Genomic DNA, 15,973 nt, shown 5'->3' on the forward strand with positions numbered 1-15,973 from the left:
ACAACCCGCCTCCGCCCAGGCTTCTGCGGTCAAGCTCACAACAGAGAACTGATAACCGAGAACTCACAACAGAGAACTCACAACCGAGAACTCACAACCGACAACAAACTACTCAGCCTTAGCTCCAAGTTCAAACCACCTCCCCGTCTTTTTCTCGATCTTATCTTCTATTTCCTGAAGCGCTATGGAGTTCTTTTTGATCTCTTCGGGGTCGAGATCCAAAAGAAATTTTTCCTGGAGTTTCTTTTTTTCTTTCTCCAGTTTAGCGATCTCCTTTTCCAGCTTTCCGAATTCCTTTTGCTCGTTGTAGCTTAATTTACTGCCGCTACTTGTTTTTTTCCATTCCTTTTTGCCTTCCGGCTCCTTGTTTTCTGTTTTGGCTTCAGCGGAGCTGCTTTCTTCATAGTTTCGGTAATCGGAGTAATTGCCGGGGAAGTCCTGGACCTCTGCCTCGCCTTTGAAAACAAAAAGGTGATCTACGATCTTATCCATAAAGTACCTGTCGTGGGAAACCACCAGCAAACATCCGGGGAAATCCAACAGGAAGTTTTCCAAAACGTTGAGGGTTACGATATCCAGGTCGTTGGTGGGCTCATCCAGAATGAGGAAGTTCGGATTCTGGATCAACACGGTACAGAGATAAAGCCTTTTCTTTTCCCCTCCGCTTAATTTTTCAACAAAGTCGTATTGTTTCTTTCGGTCGAATAAAAAACGTTCCAGCAGTTGCTGAGCAGAGATCTGCCTGCCTTTCTTCAGCGGTATATAATCCCCAAATTCCCGTATCACTTCTATCACTTTCTGGCCGGGCTTCACTTCTATACCTGCCTGGGTGTAATACCCGAATTTTATGGTTTCCCCGATCACCACCTTTCCGGAATCGGGTTGAATAGCTCCGGTAAGAATATTCAGGAAAGTGGACTTTCCGGTTCCGTTCTTACCGATAATGCCTATTCGTTCTCCTTTTTTGAAACTATAGTTGAAATTCTTCAGTAGCTCCTTTTCTTCATACGACTTGGAGATATTGTGAAGCTCTACCATCTTGCTACCCAGGCGCTCCATATGGATCTCCAATTGCACCTCGTGATCATTCCGGCGCTGTTGTGCCCTGCTCTTTATATCGTGAAAATCCTCTATCCGTGACTTGGATTTGGTGGTACGTGCCTTAGGTTGGCGGCGCATCCAGTCCAGCTCTTTTTTGTAAAGCTGTTTGGCCTTTTCGGTGTTGGTTTGCTCCTGTTCTACCCGACTTTCCTTTTTGTCAAGATAATAACTGTAATTTCCTTTGTAAGTATATAACTGTCCGTGATCCAGTTCTACGATCTCGTTGCATACGCGCTCCAGGAAATACCTGTCGTGAGTAACCATGAAAATGGTGAAGTTTTCCTTTTTAAAGTATTCCTCCAGCCACTCAATCATATCCAGGTCGAGGTGGTTGGTAGGCTCATCCATGATGATGAAATCGGGTTTCTGAAGCAACATCACCGCCAGGGCAAGTCGTTTTTTCTGCCCCCCGGAAAGGTATTTCACTTCTTTATCCAGGTCTTCAAGTTTCAGTTTGAACAGGATCTGCTTGTATTGGGTTTCAAAATCCCAGGCCTGAACTGCATCCATCTCTTCAAAAGCTTTTTGATAAGCTTCAGCGTCATTGGGATCCTTCAAGGCCTTTTCATACCGACTGATGATCTTCAGAATATCGTTTTCCGAAGAAAAAATCGTTTCCTCCACTGTGAGATTCGGATCGAGATTGGGTTCCTGGCCCAGAAAGGCTACTTTAATGTCCTTACGGTACACCACTTTTCCTTCATCAGGACTATCGGTTCCGGCGAGGATATTTAGAAGGGAGGTCTTGCCCGTCCCATTCTTGGCGATAAAACCAACCTTCTGACCTTCATTTATTCCGAAGGAAATATTATTAAACAATTGCAATTCGCCATAGGATTTGGCGATATTTTCTACTGATAGGTAATTCACAAATTCAAATTTGTTGCAAAATAACAGGAAAATTGCGACTTAATTTTATTATTAGCCTACAAAAACTATATTTGTTAAAACTATCTAAACAGGTTTTGCTTAAGGGATTGTATCGGAAGACCGGCCTTGGCCTGAAACCTTTTTTCTTTAATCCGTGGAAAGTGCTGCAAAAGATAGTTTACCCAACAAATAGCCTCTGAAATATGCTGAAGCAGTATAAAAGTATTTTATTCCTTATTGCGGTAGTGCTGAGCTTTTCTTCCTGCGTTTCTACCAAAAGAATTACATACCTGCAGGACAACGAGCAGGATCTTGATAGTATCATAGAGATTCAGCAACTAAAAAAACCATACCGTATCCAGACCGGCGACCTTTTAAGCATAAGGGTAAAGGCCCTTGACCAGGAACTGGTAGGGATGTTTAACCCCATCGATGAGGCCAACCTAAGCGCCACTACTGAAGAGCGTGTTTTCTTCGACGGTTTTACGGTAGACCCACACGGAAATATCAGAGTCCCAACCCTGGGCGAAGTCAATGTGCTGGGGTATACAGAAAAAGAAGTCCGAGAGAAAATTGAAAAACTTCTGCTGGAAAATTACTTTAAGGATGAGGCGAATATATTCGTCACCGTTAAGCTCGCCGGGATAAGGTATACCACCCTGGGAGAGATCGGCACGGGGAGCCAGGTGATTTACAAAGAAAAAGTGACTATTATGGAGGCCGTGGCCAATGCCGGTGGAATAAGTGAATACGGCGATATGCAAAATGTAAAGATCATCAGGCAGTTTCCCCACGGCGAAGAGGTCTACAGCATAGACCTTACCAATATCAACGCGATAAGCAGCCCATATTATTATATACAACCCAACGATATGATCGTGGTGAACCCCTTACCGCAGAAGGCGCTCGGTTTCGGAACTACTGGAATGGAAGCATTCCGAACCGGAGTTACCCTGCTCTCGGTGGTTACCACTTCGATCTTATTATTTACCCGACTTTAGATGGCACATGAAGATGATCACATATCAGACGTAGGCTCCACCTTCGATTTTAAGGGATTCGTCCTGAAGGTGATAAGTTACTGGAAGCTTATCCTGCTTTCGGTAGGGATTAGCCTGGCGGTAGCTTATTATAATAATGTACGGAAACTTCCGGTATACAGCCTTGGGAACTCCATTTCCATCAAAGACGACCAGAACCCGTTCTTTACGTCCAATACCAGCCTCACCTTTAACTGGGGTGGTACCTCAGATAAGGTGAATACCGCGATGACCATCCTCAGGTCCCGATCCCATAACGAAGAGGTAGTGGAGAAGCTTCAGTTTTTTACCAATTATCTTGAAGACGGAGAATATCAGCGGGTAGATGCCTACGGAAGAACTCCTTTTGAGGTGGTGACCGATACCCTGAAGCCGCAGGCCCTCAATGTTACTATGGTTATCAGGATGAAGGATTCAACGACCTATAATATTCAGGCTAATGTGCCCGCAACCCTCAGTCTTCAGAATTATGGCAGCAAGGAGAAATCATCCCTTAGCACTGAAGCCAGGGAATTCAACCGGGATTTTAAAATAGGGGAGAAGATCAACCTGCCTTTTTTTAACGGACGGGTTATCAGGACCAACCAGGCCCTGCGGCCCGGAAAGGCGTTTTATGTTAGTTTTCTCAATTTTGATTCGGCGGTAGGCCGTTATCGCGGAGTGAATGTTTCTCCCGAATCTCAGGGTTCCTCGGTGATCAGACTTAGCAAATCAGGAGGTAATAAGGCCCGGATCGTGGAATATCTGAACGGAACGGTGAGGGTGTTAAGCGATAATATGCTGGCACGAAAAAACCTCTTTGCCACCAAGACCATCCGTTTTATAGACAGCAGCCTTGCCGTACAGTCGCAGGCGCTCAAAGCAGTGGAAGATGAACTCAACCAGTTCAGGAATGAAAATGCGATAATGGATATTTCTGCGGAAAGCTCTCAGTTATCCAACAAGCTTTCTACCCTTGATCTTCGGAAGGAGGATATCAGAAGACAGCTTTCTTACTACGAAACCCTGCGGAATTACCTCGAAACCCGCACCGATTATTCCAATGTACCGGCGCCTTCAGTGGCGGGTATTAGCGAAGGAAGCATCGCCGGCGGTGTTTCCAGGATCATTAGCCTGGCAGAGGAACGCAGTAATTATCAGTATACCCTCAAGGAAAATTCCCCGGTTTTTGATGATATAGACCGGCAGATAAATTCGGTGAAATCCATTCTGCTGGAGAATATAAGTTCGTCTAAAGGCCTGCTGCAGGAGGAACAGCGCGACATCAACCGGCAGATAGCAAACCTGGAAGCCGAGATTAGAACATTGCCGCAGGAAGAGCAGGACCTTCTGAAGATACAGCGTCGTTACAGCCTTAATGAAAAAAGTTACAACCTCTTTCTGGAAAAACGAAGCGAGGCCGGACTCATAAAAGCAGCTAACGTTAGCGATGTGATGGTCATCGATCCCGCAAAGGATACCGGAGGCGGACAAATTGGGCCTAACACTCAACTGAACTACGTGATGGCAGTGCTGGTAGGAGGGGTGATCCCGCTTACCTTTGTATTCCTACTGGTTTTTCTCAATACCAATATTCATAATGCCCAGGAAGTAGGGAGGCTTTCGCCTATTCCAATTCTGGGGATGATAGGGAAGAGCAAATCAGACTCTAACCTGGTGGTTTTCGATAATCCGAAATCTTCTATTGCTGAAGGTTTCCGGGGACTGCGATCCAGCCTTCAGTTTATGTATAAAAAGCAGGGAGTTACCGGATCCAAGACTCTGCTGATTACCTCCTCTGTTTCAGGGGAAGGGAAGACCTTCTGCGCGATGAACCTGGCCACGGTCTTCGCATTGAGTCAGCGAAAGACAGTGCTGGTGGGGGTTGACCTTCGGAAGCCTAAGATCTTTGATGATTTCGAACTCAATAACGACCTGGGTGTGGTAAACTATCTTATCGATCAGGCCTCCACAGAAGAGATAATTCAGCAAAGTAAAATTCCATTCCTGGATGTGATCACGGCCGGGCCTGTGCCGCCAAACCCTTCAGAACTCCTCATCAATGAGCAGATGGATGTCCTGATGGCAGAGCTAAGAAAAAAATACGATTACATTATCCTGGATACCCCGCCGATAGGGATGGTTGCCGATGCCCTCAACCTCGTGAAATACGCCGATGCCACCATCTACATGATCCGGCAGGATTACACCAAACGCGGCATGCTGGAATCCATCAACGAGAAATACCACAAAGGCGAGATCAAAAACATCAGCTACGTGCTTAACCACTTCGTACACCGTGCCAAATACGGCTATGGCTATGGTTACGGCTATGGCTACGGCTATGGTTACGGCTACGGCTACAACCGCTACTCCAAAGGCTACGTAGAAAAATCAGACCCCACCCGAAAATTCAAAAAATGGTGGAAAAAGGCAATGAGGAATTTTGAGTAATAGTGGAAAGTGGATCTAACCCGCCTCTGGCGGGAGTGGAGAGTGGAAAGTCTGCCTGGCAAGAGTGATATTGGGAAGTTTAGATTTTACTTGAAGTGGTTTGATATTGGTGAGAAATTTTGTTGGGGTATTGGAAGATTAGAAAGTGAATTTTAAACCTGGAAACAATCATACTTAATAGTCTAACTAACAGGATTTTTTTATGGAAGATGTACATTTTAACTTCGAGGATCTAAAACTCTACCAAAAAGCATTGGATTTCACCGATTATGCCTATGATCTGGCCGCAAAATTTCCTTCCTGGGAAAATTATGGCCTACGTTCTCAACTTACCCGTGCTGCCGTTTCAATAGCCTTAAATAGCAGCGAAGGATCGGGAGATACCGATTCGCAATTTAACCGTTACCTGGAAATGGTTTCCGACTCCATAAGAGAATGCGTAGCTTGTACTACGATTGCTTTTCGAAGGAATTATATCTCAAAAGAGGAAAATATCAAAGCACGAAATATGTTACTGGAAATGCTAAAAATGACCCGGGCTTTACAAAGATATTTAAAACAAAAGCCAAAGAAATAATTGTTAGCAATGAAAAATAGAGTTTCCATCATCCACTCTCCACTCTCCTCGAAAGAGATGGCTAACGATGAAAACCGGAAGCTCCATTTTCCACTCTCCACTCTCCACTTTCCACAAAATCAACTAAAAACCGGAAGAAAACTCAACGAAAAAAAAGATAATCATTGAAGAGAAATAAATACATTCCCCTCTTTTTCTGGAGCGAAATCAAATTCATTTTCAAGGAAAAAGAAAATTACGGCGACCTTCTTTCAAAATATCTCGTGGAGAAGATCTCCGGACGCGAAGTGAAGTGGGTTCACCCGAAGAAGCAGCCCTGGTATAAATGGGATAAAAGCCATTATTTGGCTATTGGAAGTATTTTGCCCCACGCCACCAAAAACAGCATCGTATGGGGAAGTGGGATTATAGACCGGGAACATCATGTGGCCAAAGCCGACTTCAGAGCGGTGAGAGGACCGCGAACCCGGGAATTTTTGCAGCAGCTCGGATATGATTGTCCGCCGGTTTACGGGGATCCCGCGCTTCTTTTACCGGAGTATTTTAATCCGCAGGTAGAAAAAGAATACAAATTAGGAATCATTCCGCATTACCACGATTATAAAAAAGCAGTGGAGCTCTTCGAAGACAATCCTGATATCAGGGTGATCGATCTGATGTGTATGGATGTAGAGGAGGTGACCCGGCAGATAATGAGCTGTGAACGAACGCTCTCTTCCTCCCTGCACGGCCTGATAGTCTCTCATGCCTATCGCATCCCCAGCCTTTGGATAGAATTCTCAGATAAGATCTTCGGTGATGGTATCAAATATCCCGATTACCTGGAATCGGTAGGATTATCGGTTTATGAACCACCATTTATTAAAGAAAGCCTGACTACTGAGGAATGGATTTCCATGTTTGAAAAATATCCCGTGCTCCCTGAGAAGAAAAAAGTGAAAGCACTTCAGCAAGGCTTAATGGAAGCCTGTCCTTTTCTGCCGGAGTAAAATGAAAATACTTATTTAGAAACGCACTATTACACTGAACCGGCTTTCTTTGTAACCTCTAGGACGTTCAAACCCTGGACTGCTTAGGCTTTTCTCATTCTGGAAGCACTATCTGTCGGTTGGGCAGTCCTTTTTTTGGCTTCCTGTTTTTCTTGCTTGTTTTCATTCCAATTATGAAACTTAAAGTTTATCTGGAATTGTCTATCCTTTCATTTTTTGCTCGCCCAAAAAACGAAACAAAAAACGGCGCCTTTTGTGGAGGTATTTTTTGGCTACAAGGCCAAAAAACCGCCCATCAGCACCTAAATTTTCTCCAAGGCCCTTCGTCCTCGCTCAGGACAAGCTTTCGAAAATTTTTAACGGTGCCGATGCGCTACACTCACAAAAGGGGTTCACAACTCGCAAAGCTCGCTATACGTCATCATCCTAAGCTAAATAAAATTTTATCTCATCTCACCGCCAGAAAATCCTGGACGATAAAACCCTCCTGCACCCTGCCTTTAGCGGCAAACCGTATTAACCAATTAACGAATCCCGAATCACAGCATCACAGCATCACCCAACAACATCCCCCCATTAACCCACTGCCAGATATGAAAACTGCTTTCCCGGTCTCCGGCCCGGTATTTTTTCCATTCCTTCTCCAGCTCTTTTTTATTGAACCAACCGGCAGCAGGGGAAGCCAGTAATTTTTCTAGCTGTGCTTCCGTAAACTCCCTGAGTTCATCTCCCAGCCATTCCCGCTGTGGGGTTTGGAGGGGACGCTTGGGCGCGTAGGTCAGCTCTTTGGGGGCCAGCTCTCTCAGGATCTCCCTTAAAAGATATTTCTGTACTCCCTTGTGAATTTTAAAGTCTGCGGGTTGAGCGAAAGCGAATTCCACCATCCGGTGGTCCAGGAAGGGTTCCCGGAGTTCGGTGCTGTAGGCCATAGAGATCCTGTCGTTGAACCGGAGCGCTCTCGGTATCTTGGTGTAAAAAAGATCGCGGTACTGCAGATTTAGAATTCTCTCTTCAAAGGGCGCTGGATATACCGGCTTTTCGGCTAAGGCCAGGAAATCGGGGTTAAGGACATTGGGTCGGAAAGCGCTTTTGCTTCCCGTTCCCTGAATGGTATTATTACTCTGCGGATTCATATAATAATCATAACCGGCCCACTGCTCGTCCATTCCCTGCCCGTCCAGCAGGACCTTCACTCCATCCTGCCGGGCCTGCCTGAAGATCTTTGAATAGGCCAGGCTGGGAATTCCTCCAAAAGGTTCGTCCTGGCTCTTCGAAATGAAAGCAGCTGTTTCCGCCACCTCTTCCGCAGAAAATCTGACTTTCTTAAGCGGGTTTGCCGTTCTAGCGATCATTTGTTCCACCCAGGGCAGTTCATCGTAACGCTCATCGCCGGTATAAAAACTGTAAGCAGTGATATTTTTCTTGTTTTCAAACAGGTTAACCAAGGCAAGCAAGAGGGAACTGTCTACACCGCCGCTGAGGTTGAAGCCCAGGGGAACATCCGCGCGGAATCTTAACCTTATACTGTCTTTTAATAGATCAAAATAGGTCGCTTTGGCTTCTTCGAAATCTTTATTCGGTTTAATCGCTGAGACCCGCTCTTTAAAGTCATACCAGGCTTCGATGCTGAGCTTTCCTTGGGAATATTCCATAAAATGCCCTTCCGGGAGTTGGTGGATGTCTTTATAAAAAGTCTCATCAGGCATTCCGTAGGACCCGTAGGCGAAATAATTCGCCCATACCTTCTCATTGGGTGCGGTCTGCGGGATGACCGACTGTAATGCTTTGATCTCACTGGCAAAGTACAGGATTCCTTTGGCTTCGGTGTAATAAAAAGGCTTTACCCCAAAGCGGTCCCGAGCCGCGAAGAGTTTTTTCCCCTTAGAATCCCAGATGGCAAAGGCAAACATCCCGTTGAGGTGCTGCAAACAGGCTTTGCCCCATTTGATGAAAGCTGCGAGTAAGACTTCGGTATCAGATTTAGTTCTGAAAATATACCCGGAAGCCAGTTCCTGCCTTAATTCCTTATAATTATAGATCTCCCCGTTAAAAACAAGCTGAAAACGTCCCGTTTCATCAGAAAAAGGCTGATGGGCTTCAGGGGAAAGGTCTATGATGGAAAGCCGGTTATGGCCAAGGGCTGCAAAAGCTTTATCAATATATCGCCCGGTATGGTCAGGACCGCGATGCGATTGTGTTTTTAGAATTTTTTCCAGGGAAGAAGAATGTTCCCCCGTTCCGATAATTCCCGCTATTCCGCACATTGTTTAATGAATAATTTATAATGTATAATCTGCTTTTGTCTTCTGTCCACCTAATAACCAGGAAAGTTATCTAACTCTCCACTTTTCGCCTTCCACTCTCCACTAGATCCTTAACTAAAATACGTTAAACCTTCAACAGGGAACAATCCCAAATTCAGATCAATTATATAAAAATCTTCACTCTCCACTTTCCACTCTCCACTCTCCACTATATAATATCCTCTCCGCCTCTTCCCAATCAAGGGGAGTATCAATATTTACATAAGGTTTACCCGTGGTATCATAAAACCCTGTACGTTCTCCGAATAAAGAATTCTGCTCCAGCAAGACCTCAGTCTTTGTGATGTAAATCGCGCCGTCACGAAAGTAAGCCTTTGGCAATTCCTGCCGGCGGGGAATGATGCTTTCCTCCCCGGTTGCAAGTTTCAGCAAGCCTTCTTTCTCCTCAAACACCCAGTGGGGATTAAATTCCGCAGGTACTTCCCGTACGCTGATCAGTGAATCGTAGTTGTTTTCTTCAAACTTTTTAATGCAGGCATTTATCAGTACAGGCGAACGAAAGGGAGTAGTGGGCTGTAGCAAACAAACCGCATCAAATTCTTGTCCGTTTTCTTTGAAGAAGTTCAGGGCCTGTTTGATTACCTCAATACTGGGAGTCTCGTCTCGAGCCAGTTCCTCAGGCCGGGTAAATGGAACTTCCAGTCCAAGTTTTTTAGCAACCTCAATTATTTCCTGATCTTCAGAACTTAGAATCACTTTCTCCAGCAGACTTGATTGCTTTGCGGCCTCCCAGGTATACTGCAGCAAGGGCTTGCCACCCAGAAGCTTGATGTTCTTGCCGGGGATTCCTTTGCTGCCCCCCCGGGCAGGGATAAGTCCGAGTATTTTTTTAGTCATTAGACGGTAGTCTTTAGTCTTTAGTGCCTGATATTTTTTAACTCCAAACAACAAACCCCAAACTATAAACAAATTTTAATAAGTGATCGTTTTGCTAAAACTCAATTCTGCAGTAGCCAGGATCTCTGCGATCTTTACTCCCGAGTCCCCGTTACCATATAGATCAGAAGATGGAAAATGTTCTTGTTTCATAGTCTGTCTGGTTGCCCGGATGATTTCCTCCTTGTCATAACCCACATCAATCACGTTTTCTGCGCGGTTTCTGCGGTGTTGCCGGTTCCCGATGTTCACTACAGGGACCCCGAGGTAAGCGCATTCCCGGAGTCCCACGCTGGAATTGCCGATCAGGGCTTTGGAGCCTTTCAGCAACCTTAGGAAGTCTACCGGTTCCATATTCTTAAAGAAATGGATGTTCTCCGGTTGTTCCAGTTCCCTGAAGGTCCGTATCCCGTTGGAGGTGCCATCAGAACCAGCATCTACATTCGGCCAGAACCAGAAGGTTGGGATGTCGAGTTCTTTCACTGCCTTCAGACTCTCAGTTATATGTTGTTTTGCTTGTTTGTATTCGGTGGTCACCGGATGTTGCATCGCAACCAGGTAGCCGTTTTTCCAGTCCAGGGATTTTCCCACGCCTCCGTATTTCTCAATAGGATCGAAGTTGAGTCCGGGTTCTTCGGTAATCTGCTTTGCCAGGTCTATGGAAGGACAACCGGTGTTGATGACCTTGTCTTTAGCCTCCCCAAGTTTTATAACCCTTTCCCGGGCGTCTTCCGTAGCTACCAGGTGCAGGTCGGCGAGTTTGGTGTTGGCATGCCTCACCTTCTCATCGATGCTACCCGTGACTTCCCCGCCCTGAATATGCACCAGCGGAATATTCTGATAGGCTGCTGCGATAGAGGTGGCGATGGTCTCGAACCTGTCGGCTATGGTCACCACGGCATCGGGTTTCAGATTGTAGAGTACATTGGTAAGTTCCATAACCCCCAGTCCGGTGGTCTTGGCCATGGTGGTAGGATTTTCGCCCTCCAGTACCATAAAGACCTTAGCGGCTATGGGGAAGCCATCTTTTTCAATAAAATCCACGGCATTTCCGTAACGATCGAGAAGGGCCGAACCGGCGATCACCAGCTGTAATTCCAGCCCGGGATGCTCCTGAATAGCGCTAAGTGCCGACTTGATCCGGCTATATGATGGCCTCGCGGTAACCACCACGCAGATTTTTCTTTTGTTCATTCAGAATAAGGGTTTATCGGTTAAAGGTAAGAGATTCGGGAATATTGAGCAATAGGTTGTGGGCAGTTGGTAGGTTCTGGGGGCTGGTTAATTCGGGTATCATTAATGGGCTCAGCTATGTCCACGTTCAGGTCAAATTTCTCTCTGTTAGGAATACTTGATAACTTTCTAGAGTTTTATTTCAAATTGGAATTTTAAAGCTTATCTGGAATTGTCCAACCTTTCATTTTTTGCTCGCCCAAAAAACGAAACAAAAAAGGGCGCCCTATGTGGAGGTGTTTTTTTGGCTACAAGGCCAAAAAATCGCACATCGACACCTAAATTTTCTCCAAGGCTTCGAAAATTTTTAACGGTGTCGATGAGCTACACTCAAAAACGGGGTTGACAACTCGCAGGGCTCGCTATAAATCATCATCCTAAGCTAGGTAAAATTTTATATCAAAATTCAGTCTGTCATTCCTGATCTCTAATTAATCAATTAACCATTCCCAAATCCCTCAACTAATATAATGTTTTGTTAATCACTTCAATAAGTTTTTCTATGCCTTGGATAAGTACTAAATTAATACTGAGAAATAAATTTTAATTAACCAATAAAAAAGTAAATATTATGGCAATTGTAAAAGTAATTGAGATTATGGCAACTTCAGATAATAGTTTCGAAGATGCTATCAATAATGCCTTGAAAGAGGCTTCGAAAACCGTGAAAAACATCAAGTCTATCTATGTAAAAGATATGAACGGTAAAGTTGAGGAAAACCGAATAGTTTCCTACGGTGTTACCACCAAGGTTAGCTTTGTGGTGACGCATTAATAATACAAGTTTGTTTGTCTTTAAGGGAAGGATTTTGCTGTCTTTCCCTTTTTTTTTTGGTTTTAAACGCCAGCCATAATCATCGTTGGCTTCGAGTGGTCCCGACGCAAGTCGGGATTGTATCGAGTTTTGGGTAGTTGGTACTCTTAACCTGTTCTCGATACAAATTTATTTTGCTACCGTAACTTAAATTCACTTGGTTCTAGACACACCTTTGTTCCGCTATCGCTTGAAAGGGCATCCCCCATTTCTGTCGGCAGGTTTGGATCAACGAGTATTTTGGCAGAGTCAATGGTACTTTGAGTCTTATTCAATTGAAGAATCATTTTCTTTTTTTCCATTGATGAAAAAAAGAAACAGAAAAATCTAGGCTTATTTTTAATTCTTTGAAAACACAGCGCTGATTGTCCATCCTGCGCATTGCAACCGCTGCGCTAGGCAATGCTCCTCTGCCAGCCGCCGCCAATCAGCTTGGTTTTGCTACAGAATTAAAAAGTAGGCCGTCTTGAATTCATAAGGGCTTTTTTTCTATTTCCTGCCACGACTGATCTGGATTTGGATTAATTATTTAATTCTGGAATCGTTAATTCGGGATTTGAACCTTGGATTATGGAAAAGGGGAAGAGAGGATTGGATAATATGGGTTGCGCCTTGGGAATGAAATTGAAAATACAATGGTATCCAGGGGCTTGTGGAGTGGGTCTAATCTGTTCTCTAAGAAAAAGCTTTCGGGATTTGCTCCGTTATCGCGCTGTAGAGGCACCAACCTGACGGTCGGCAAGCTCGAACCCAACGTCCCGATTACTGTCGTTGACTTCGATTGTCCCGACGGTAGTCGGGATGTATCGAGAAGTCTTGTGAAGTTCGTAATTAATTCACCCAATAACCTTCGAAATCAAAACCTTTCCTTTAGGTTAACCCTATTCAGGCCTCTACAGTAAACCGGGAACCGAAAAACCCGGGAAAAAACAAAAAATCTTTTAACTTGGTCCTGTACTATGCCGGGTAGTTTCCGGGGACTAAAAGAAAAGGATGAAAAAAGCATTGATAACCGGCATCACCGGTCAGGATGGAGCTTATTTAAGTGAATTTCTTCTTAAAAAGGGATATGAGGTGCATGGTATTAAACGCAGGTCTTCCCAGTTCAATACCTCCAGGATTGACCATCTTTACCAGGATCCTCATGAGACCAATAGAAATTTTATCCTCCATTACGGTGATATGAGCGATAGCACTAACCTGATTCGCCTCATTAAGGAAATACAACCCGATGAAATATATAACCTGGCTGCGATGAGTCACGTACAGGTTTCGTTCGAGATCCCGGAGTACACAGGAAATACCGACGGACTCGGGGCCCTCCGGATCCTCGATGCCGTAAGATTGCTTGGAATGGAGAAAAAAGTCAGAATCTATCAGGCCTCAACTTCTGAATTATTCGGAAAGGTTCAGGAGAGTCCGCAATCGGAAACCACTCCCTTTTACCCCCGCAGTCCCTATGGTGTTGCCAAGCTCTACGCCTACTGGATCACAGTTAATTACCGGGAGGCATACGGGATGTTTGCCTGTAACGGCATCCTTTTCAACCATGAATCCCCTTTACGGGGAGAGACTTTTGTGAGTCGGAAGATCACCAGGGCAGCCGCAAGGATCGCATTGGGGTTGCAGGATAAGTTTTACCTGGGAAACCTGGATGCTCAAAGAGATTGGGGGCATGCAAAAGACTATGTAAGAATGATGTGGATGATCCTGCAGGCCGAAGAAGCTGAAGACTGGGTTATTGCTACCGGGACCACCACCAAAGTAAGGGATTTTGTTAAAATGGCTTTTTCAGAAGTGGGAATAGAACTGGAGTTCAGGGGCAAAGGAGAAGAGGAAAAAGCCCTGGTGAAATCCTGTAAGGATGAGCGTTTTCAGCTTGAGATAGGTAAGGAAATTCTGAATATCGACCCGCGGTACTTTAGGCCTGCGGAAGTAGACCTGCTGGTAGGTGATGCGTCAAAAGCTCATAAAAAGTTAGGCTGGAAACCGGAATATGATTTAAAGGAATTGATAAAAGAAATAATGAATAGCGATCTGATGCTGATGCAGAAAGAACAACACCTGAAAAATGGAGGCTATACCACTTTGAATTATTTCGAATAAAAGAAAACAGATTTCACGGATTTAAACGGAAGGCATGGATTAAATGGATAGGAATAAGAAGATATATATAGCAGGTCACAAGGGAATGGCAGGTTCGGCTATCTGGAGAAAATTATCTGGAGTGGGATATACCAATCTTTTAGGGAGAACTTCCGGGGAACTCAACCTTAGGGACAGCTTAGCCGTAAACCGATTTTTCGAAGAGGAAAGTCCGGAGGTGGTGATCCTGGCCGCGGCTAAAGTTGGAGGCATTTGGGCCAATAATGAATTTCCCTATGAATTCCTTATGCATAACCTGCAAATACAAAATAATGTAATTGATGCGGCCCACAGCTATGGGGTGAAAAAGTTTATTTTCCTTGGAAGTTCCTGTATCTACCCCAAACATTCCCCTCAGCCCATAAAAGAAGAATACCTGCTGACAGGGGAGTTGGAACCTACCAACCAGTGGTATGCCCTGGCAAAGATCGCCGGGATTAAAGCCTGTCAAGCCCTGCGCCGACAATACCAAAAGGATTTTGTGTGCCTGATGCCGACAAATTTATATGGCCCGGGCGATAATTTCGACCTGCAAACCTCGCATGTGCTCCCGGCCATGATCAGGAAATTCCAAGAAGCAAAAAACCAGGATCATGCCCCGGTAAAGCTGTGGGGTACGGGAAGCCCCAGGAGGGAGTTTATGCACGTAGATGACCTGGCCTCGGCCGTTTTGTTTAGTCTGGAGCATAAGCTAGAAGAAAGCATCTATAATGTGGGAACCGGAAAAGACCTTCGAATAGCTGAATTGGCAGCTTTGATTCAGCAAATCACCGGTCACCAGGGAGAAATTATCTGGGATCATTCCAATCCGGACGGTACTCCCCGAAAATTACTTGATGTCCAAAAGCTAAAAAACAAAGGTTGGCAGGCAGAAATAGACCTGGAAGAAGGAATTAAGCAGATTTATAAGTGGTATCAGGAATCAGTGGGTTGATGGTAGAAGTCGTTCCCCGTTTAATGTTCAACGTGATTTCTTTTACTTAGGTCAGGTGTATCAGGAAGAGTTGTGAAGTTGGTACTTCAAACCTGTTCTCGATACACCTTTGCTCCGCTATCGCCCTGCAAAGGCACCCACCTGACGGTCGGCAGGCTCGAACCCAACGTCCCGATTACTGTCGTTGACTTCAAGTGTCCCGACGGTAGTCGGGATGTATCGAGAAGGGGTTAGAAGAAGCTTTTTTAAGTTTTATATTTTCTTTTTTGCATCGCCCAAAAAAGAAACAAAAAACGCTAGGCTTATTTTTATTTCCTTAAAAATACTGCGCCAATTGTCTATCCTGCGTCCCGATAGCGGGACAACCGCTACGCTAGGCAATGCTCCGCTGCCCGCCGCGGCCAATTGGCTTGATTTTACTACGGAATTAAAAAGTAGGCCGGGTTGAGTTTTTAGAAGTGATTCGTTAGTTCATTATTTAGTGTGATTGGAAAAGTAGATGAGAATTTAAGTTTTACCCCCATACCCCCATACCCCCAAACCCCCTAAAGGGGGCTTTTAGCCAATATTCCTATTGGTGATTTAGCTTTTAAAATAAAGGTTTTAGTAGCATTAAATACTTCCTGGTTTTACTTCT

Annotated in this window: 11 protein-coding genes; 7 read left to right on the forward strand and 4 right to left on the reverse strand. The window is 44.8% G+C overall.

Annotated elements, in window-relative coordinates:
- Positions 1-108: 108 nt before the first annotated feature.
- Entirely contained in the window at positions 109-1,971 is a 1,863-nt protein-coding gene (locus BM266_RS02490) for an ABC-F family ATP-binding cassette domain-containing protein (protein ID WP_093405466.1), read from the reverse strand.
- 203 nt (positions 1,972-2,174) lie between these two features.
- On the opposite strand from BM266_RS02490, the gene BM266_RS02495 reads away from it, so the two are divergent.
- From BM266_RS02495 to BM266_RS02510, 4 genes are all read left to right on the forward strand, one after another.
- Positions 2,175-2,972, forward strand: coding sequence for a polysaccharide biosynthesis/export family protein (locus BM266_RS02495; protein WP_093405468.1), 798 nt, complete (start codon positions 2,175-2,177; stop codon positions 2,970-2,972).
- Positions 2,973-5,444 (forward strand): GumC family protein, encoded by a 2,472-nt coding sequence (locus tag BM266_RS02500; RefSeq protein WP_093405470.1) that lies wholly within the window; start codon positions 2,973-2,975, stop codon positions 5,442-5,444.
- 202 nt (positions 5,445-5,646) lie between these two features.
- On the forward strand, positions 5,647-6,021 hold the full coding sequence (locus BM266_RS02505) for a four helix bundle protein (RefSeq protein WP_093405474.1): 375 nt from the start codon (positions 5,647-5,649) through the stop codon (positions 6,019-6,021).
- A 164-nt stretch (positions 6,022-6,185) separates the two neighbouring features.
- Positions 6,186-7,010, forward strand: a complete 825-nt coding sequence (locus BM266_RS02510; RefSeq protein ID WP_245760369.1) for a polysaccharide pyruvyl transferase family protein — start codon at positions 6,186-6,188, stop codon at positions 7,008-7,010.
- A gap of 539 nt (positions 7,011-7,549) precedes the next feature.
- Here the strand turns inward: BM266_RS02510 and asnB are convergent.
- The 3 genes from asnB to neuC form a co-directional block, all read right to left on the reverse strand.
- Positions 7,550-9,274, reverse strand: a complete 1,725-nt coding sequence (gene asnB, locus BM266_RS02515; RefSeq protein ID WP_093405476.1) for an asparagine synthase (glutamine-hydrolyzing) — start codon at positions 9,272-9,274, stop codon at positions 7,550-7,552.
- Between the two features lie 177 nt (positions 9,275-9,451).
- Positions 9,452-10,171, reverse strand: a complete 720-nt coding sequence (locus tag BM266_RS02520) for an acylneuraminate cytidylyltransferase family protein (RefSeq protein ID WP_093405903.1) — start codon at positions 10,169-10,171, stop codon at positions 9,452-9,454.
- Positions 10,172-10,246: 75 nt separating this feature from the next.
- Positions 10,247-11,404 (reverse strand): UDP-N-acetylglucosamine 2-epimerase, encoded by a 1,158-nt coding sequence (neuC, locus tag BM266_RS02525; RefSeq protein ID WP_093405479.1) that lies wholly within the window; start codon positions 11,402-11,404, stop codon positions 10,247-10,249.
- 610 nt (positions 11,405-12,014) lie between these two features.
- Here neuC and BM266_RS02530 point away from each other — a divergent pair.
- From BM266_RS02530 to BM266_RS02540, 3 genes are all read left to right on the forward strand, one after another.
- Positions 12,015-12,218, forward strand: coding sequence for a dodecin family protein (locus tag BM266_RS02530; RefSeq protein WP_093405481.1), 204 nt, complete (start codon positions 12,015-12,017; stop codon positions 12,216-12,218).
- Positions 12,219-13,250: 1,032 nt separating this feature from the next.
- Complete coding sequence (gene gmd, locus BM266_RS02535) at positions 13,251-14,363, forward strand: GDP-mannose 4,6-dehydratase (RefSeq protein WP_093405484.1); 1,113 nt, start codon at positions 13,251-13,253, stop codon at positions 14,361-14,363.
- A gap of 43 nt (positions 14,364-14,406) precedes the next feature.
- On the forward strand, positions 14,407-15,336 hold the full coding sequence (locus BM266_RS02540) for a GDP-L-fucose synthase family protein (protein ID WP_093405485.1): 930 nt from the start codon (positions 14,407-14,409) through the stop codon (positions 15,334-15,336).
- The last annotated feature ends 637 nt before the right edge of the window (positions 15,337-15,973 follow it).

This window comes from Salegentibacter flavus (genome assembly GCF_900115145.1).
Taxonomy (GTDB): Bacteria; Bacteroidota; Bacteroidia; order Flavobacteriales; family Flavobacteriaceae; genus Salegentibacter; species Salegentibacter flavus.

Bases quoted from the DNA above. Each gene is read 5' to 3' on its own strand.
- BM266_RS02495 (WP_093405468.1), top strand. From the start codon at position 2,175: ATGCTGAAGCAGTATAAAAGTATTTTATTCCTTATTGCGGTAGTGCTG.
- BM266_RS02500 (WP_093405470.1), top strand. From the start codon at position 2,973: ATGGCACATGAAGATGATCACATATCAGACGTAGGCTCCACCTTCGAT.
- BM266_RS02505 (WP_093405474.1), top strand. From the start codon at position 5,647: ATGGAAGATGTACATTTTAACTTCGAGGATCTAAAACTCTACCAAAAA.
- asnB (WP_093405476.1), bottom strand. From the start codon at position 9,274: ATGTGCGGAATAGCGGGAATTATCGGAACGGGGGAACATTCTTCTTCC.
- BM266_RS02520 (WP_093405903.1), bottom strand. From the start codon at position 10,171: ATGACTAAAAAAATACTCGGACTTATCCCTGCCCGGGGGGGCAGCAAA.
- neuC (WP_093405479.1), bottom strand. From the start codon at position 11,404: ATGAACAAAAGAAAAATCTGCGTGGTGGTTACCGCGAGGCCATCATAT.
- BM266_RS02530 (WP_093405481.1), top strand. From the start codon at position 12,015: ATGGCAATTGTAAAAGTAATTGAGATTATGGCAACTTCAGATAATAGT.
- gmd (WP_093405484.1), top strand. From the start codon at position 13,251: ATGAAAAAAGCATTGATAACCGGCATCACCGGTCAGGATGGAGCTTAT.
- BM266_RS02540 (WP_093405485.1), top strand. From the start codon at position 14,407: ATGGATAGGAATAAGAAGATATATATAGCAGGTCACAAGGGAATGGCA.